This window comes from Paraburkholderia sp. (assembly GCF_034668105.1).
In the GTDB taxonomy this organism is placed as follows: Bacteria; Pseudomonadota; Gammaproteobacteria; order Burkholderiales; family Burkholderiaceae; genus Paraburkholderia.
Genome location: NZ_JAXDPY010000044.1, coordinates 1 through 4,580 on the forward strand (window position 1 = coordinate 1; position 4,580 = coordinate 4,580).

5 protein-coding genes are annotated in these 4,580 nt (G+C 61.7%); all 5 read right to left on the minus strand.

From position 1 onward, the window contains the following. Window positions 1-209, minus strand: a 209-nt coding sequence (locus QOC89_RS31785; protein ID WP_416340332.1) for an N-acetylmuramidase domain-containing protein, incomplete at its 3' end; no start/stop codon positions are given. Next, a complete protein-coding gene (locus tag QOC89_RS02255; RefSeq protein ID WP_323043531.1) occupies window positions 206-376 on the minus strand; it encodes a hypothetical protein in 171 nt (56 codons plus the stop codon). The genes QOC89_RS02255 and QOC89_RS31785, both read right to left, overlap by 4 nt. Before the next feature lie 538 nt (window positions 377-914). Beyond that, on the minus strand, window positions 915-2,042 hold the full coding sequence (locus tag QOC89_RS02260; RefSeq protein ID WP_323043532.1) for an aminotransferase class V-fold PLP-dependent enzyme: 1,128 nt from the start codon (window positions 2,040-2,042) through the stop codon (window positions 915-917). Window positions 2,043-2,173: 131 nt separating this feature from the next. Then, the gene (locus QOC89_RS02265) at window positions 2,174-3,277 is read right to left on the minus strand and encodes an ornithine cyclodeaminase family protein (RefSeq protein ID WP_323043533.1); all 1,104 of its coding nucleotides are present in this window, start codon (window positions 3,275-3,277) and stop codon (window positions 2,174-2,176) included. 76 nt (window positions 3,278-3,353) lie between these two features. Next, window positions 3,354-4,580, minus strand: a 1,227-nt coding sequence (gene tcuA / locus QOC89_RS02270) for an FAD-dependent tricarballylate dehydrogenase TcuA (RefSeq protein ID WP_323043534.1), incomplete at its 5' end; no start/stop codon positions are given.

The window sequence follows — 4,580 nt, forward strand, 5'->3', positions numbered from 1 at the left end:
CGGGAGATATGAACGTTCGCATCCAGGGCTGTCCCAACCTTGGACGAATTATGGCGGCAGCCGCGCGCCATGGCGGCTGCGACGAAGGCCCCAACAGTTGGCCATCCGACCATTTCGGAATTTGACCCCGAGACCTGGAACATTCCCCAGGACGTCGATTGCCATGCCTCCGCTATTCGCCTTCCGCCTTTAGTGTCGCGCAGGATCATCGCCCCAAAGACCAGGCCCCACTCATTCGCCTGCCCCCCATGATGATACGGCGCACCCGACGCCAAGCATTCTGCAGCGATTCGAGACTATCCGGGCGCTCGGCGATAGCGGTCGTGTAAGTAAACAAGAAAACAAAAGCGAGCAGGCCGGCAGTCATCTTCTTCAATGCTATCTCCTGAGCTTTCACCGCGGCATCTCGCGGACGCGCCCCTACCTATATAAGACGAACGGTGACGCGCGATTTTCAACACTCGCTGTCGGCTCAACCCGCTAACCAGCAGAAAAGCGCCAGGATTGCCCGGCTCGAACAGATTCCGAAAATCGATCACAGCCTTTTTCGACTATTCGACTTCAACTTGCGGAACGCTTTGCTGCCTGGCATCGCTTGACTGATGCCCGGACCGTCCTGGATGGTCGTCCGAACCGGACCCGCGGCTGGTTGTTGAACTGGAGACCCGCATTGCAGCTTCTGCGCCCGAGGGGGCATCGGACACCGAATTTTGTGCGTTTTACCAGGCGCGTGGGCTCGAGGGGCAGTCCCGCTGACGGTCACATGTCGGAGGTTGCCTGCCGTGTCAGCGCCTGCGGCTTTCTCCGACAGATCAAAGGCGGCGGTCAAACCGTGAGGGCACAAATCAAGCATGCCTGATTAGTCACGGGTTCGATCCACCGCGCGCCGCATTCAAATCTTGCGGAACAGCGCGCTAAAGGATACTGTCCAACGCCTTGGCAAACCTGGCGACCGCGCCTTCGACGTCATGCAGTTTGTCCAGGCCAAACAGTCCGACGCGGAAGGTCTTGAAGTCTTCAGGCTCGTCGCATTGAAGAGGAACGCCGGCCGCGATCTGCAAGCCGGCATCAGCGAACTTCTTGCCGGATCGTATGCCGTCATCGTCGGTATAGCAGACCACGACGCCCGGCGCCTCAAAACCTTCGGCCGCCACGCTTTTGAAACCCTTGGCACCCAGAAGTGAGCGAACGCGCGTGCCGAGTTCAACCTGCTCTGCTCTCACTTTATCGAAGCCATATGCCTCGGTTTCCTTTATGACGTCGCGCAGCGTCGCGAGACTATCCGTGGGCATGGTGGCGTGGTACGCGAACCCACCGTTCTCGTAGGCTTCCATCATCTGCAGCCACTTGCGAAGATCGCATGCAAAACTGGTGCTGGTTGTTGCGTCGATTCTTTCGCGGGCGAGCGGGCTGAGCATGACCAGTGCGCAGCAGGGCGACGCGCTCCAACCCTTTTGCGGCGCGCTGATCAGGACGTCTATGCCGCTCGCCTGCATGTCGACCCAGACCGTGCCGGAGGCAATACAGTCCAGTACAAACATTCCGCCGACCGCATGAACAGCGTCGGCCACCGCGCGCAAATAAGCGTCCGGCAGCATCATCCCGGATGCGGTTTCGACATGTGGCGCAAAGACCAGATCCGGCGTGTTCTCCTTGATCGCGGCGACCACTTCTTCAATCGGCGGCGGCGCATAGGCGGCCTGCCTCCCTTGTTCGACCGGGCGCGCCTTCAGCACGATCGATTCAGACGGAATGCCGCCCATGTCGAAAATCTGAGACCAGCGGAAACTGAACCAGCCATTCCGGATGACAAGACACTTCCTGTTTGTTGCGAACTGCCGGGCGACGGCTTCCATGCCGAAAGTCCCGCTGCCCGGGACGACAACGACCGACTTCGCGTTGTAGACTTTTTTCAGGGAAGCGGAAATATCGCGCATGACTCCTTGAAAGAGCCGCGACATATGATTGATTGATCGGTCGGTGTAAACGACTGAATATTCGAGGAGTCCCTCGCGGTCGACATCGGGAAGTAGGCCTGGCACGTTTGTCTCCGGTTATGTACGACTACATGAATCGAAAATAGATTCTAACGAAAACCATCTGCACCGGCATCGGCCGAGGCGCCCCGTTACCCATCCGATCAGGACCACGTGCAAATCGCGCCCTCCTCCTGTCAATTTCTAATGGACTGCAGAAAATAGTGGTCCGGCAACGAAATCCCCAGGCCTAGTCGCGACGCTTCACGATAGACATGCCCGCCCACCGCCGCAAACTGGACACCCCAGTTACCCACCGTGTAATAGAAAGTGATCTGCCGGGCGTCCGTGCGGCCGGGCGCGAGCCCGGTGATCACGTCGGTATAGATCGGCCAGCCCGTCGTATCCACTCTCTCGCCGCGCGACACCGGCAGACGCGCCCGTTCCTCGTCGCTGCCGCCGATAAATGCATTCGGGCTGCCCGACACACGCTGGCTGAAGCGCCCGCTCTCCTCCATCGGCAGACGTTCATGGCCTTGCGCGATGCTCACGTCGAAGCGGCTTGCCACGCTGGTGTCGAATTCACGCGGTGTGAGCGCCACCACGTGCATGCCCGGTTCCAGCCAGTCGGCGTCGATCACGGGCGTCATGCTGTCGGTGCAGGTCGCGACGATGTCGGCGCCGCGCACGGCTTCCCTGGCCGAGCCGACCGCTTCGATTTCGATCCCAAGTTTCGCCGCCATGTCCTGCGCAAAGCGCACGCGATTCGCCTCGCGACGGCTGAAGACACGCACGCGCCGGATGTCGCGCACCGCCGCCAGCGCTTCGAGAAATGTTTCCGCCATGCCGCCCGAGCCGATCATGCCGACGACATGCGAGTCCTCGCGCGCAAGCAGCCGCGTGCCGAGTCCCGCCGCGCCGCCTACGCGCATGTGTTGCAGGTGGCCGTCGTTGAGCATCGCGAGCGGTTTGCCGTTCTCGGTACCGAACAGCATCACCAGCCCGCAATACGTGCCGGGCTCGACGCAGTACTTCTGCTCGCTGCCCGCGCGGCCGTCGGCGTCGCGCGGCCACACCATCACGTCCGATTTCAGACGCACCGCGAGGATGCCATCCGTCGCGCCGTCGACCGAGCCGAAGCGGTAATAGCTGTCGTCGCGCCCTGTCGGCACATAGGTGTCGATACGCGGGCGCCCAATCGACGCCCCATCCGGCAACCCGGCAAACGCCCGTTCCTGCACGTCGATGCAATCGCGCATGGTGAGCACGCGCGCCACGCAGTCGTTATCGATAAGCAACATCGTAGTGAGTCCCCGTGGGTCCGAATCAGCGGTCTTGGTCAGCGGCCTTAACTAGCGGCCTTAACTAGCGTTCGTGTTAGCGCGCAACCAGCCGCGCCGCCCCTGCCCCCGCACGCCGTCCGAACACGACGCCGGCGACCAGCCCCGTGCCGCTGCCGTAGTTGTGATAGTAAAGACCGCCGACAATCTCGCCCGCCGCGAATAGCCCCCGAATCGGCGTACCCGACGTGTCGAGCACCTCGGCCTCGGTCGACACCTTCAGTCCGCCGAAGGTGAACGTCACGCCAGTGGTGACGCCATACGCTTCATAGGGCGGCGTGTCGAGCCGGTTGGCCCAGTTGGTTTTGTCGATGGCGAGCCCGCGCGTGCGCAGACCGTCGTGGATATTCGGATTGAACGACACATCGGGTCGCGCCGCGTCGTTATACGCGCGCACGGTGCGCAGGAAACCTTCCGGATCGACACCCGTGAGTTTCGGCGCCAGTTCTTCGAGCGTGTTCGCGGTTTCCTTGGTGATGCGCGCGATCCGGTATTCGTCGCGCAGCAGCTTGACGACTTTCTGATCGAAAATCTGCCACGCGAAAAGACCCGGCTGGCGCAAGACTTCATGCCCATATTTCGCGTACGTGAAGCTGTGAAAGTCGAGCCCCTCGTCGAGAAAACGCTCGCCCTTCGCGTTCACCAGAATCCCGAACGGATAGTTATGTTTCTGGAAGCGGTCGCCAATCGTCAGATCGCCGTACTCGGGCGCGTTCATATCCCATTGCACCGCGTGCGCGCCCGACCAGTGGCCCGTTACCGCCGCGCCGATTTGCATCGCCATCTTGTGGCCCCAGCCGGTGTTGTAGCGCGTGCCACGCACTTTCGCGAGATCCCAGTTGGGCCCGAGATAGCGCGCCCGCATTTCCGCACTCGACTCGAAACCGCCGCATGCAAGCACCACCGCTTTCGCGCGAATGTCGACCTGCCGGCCCTCGTGCATGGCGCGCACGCCTTCTACACGCCCGTCACCGTGCAACAGGCCCATTGCCTGAGTGCGGTAAAGCACACCGATGCCCGCCTCCTTTAACGCGTGGTGCAGCGTTTCGACGAGGTGCGTGCCGCCGCCCAGAATGTGGCAGGCCAGCCCGCCCCAGAAACGGAATTTGCCTTCCACGCGAAACGCTTGCCGCCCCAGCGCGGGTTGAAAACGCACGCCATGCCGCTTGAGCCACAGCGCGGCGTCGTAGCTGTTGCCGATCAGTACGTCGGTCAGATCCGGGTCGGCGCGGAACTCGGTTAGCCGGCCGATATCGTCGAAGTA

Bases quoted from the DNA above. Each gene is read 5' to 3' on its own strand.
- QOC89_RS02265 (WP_323043533.1), bottom strand. From the start codon at position 3,277: ATGTTGCTTATCGATAACGACTGCGTGGCGCGCGTGCTCACCATGCGC.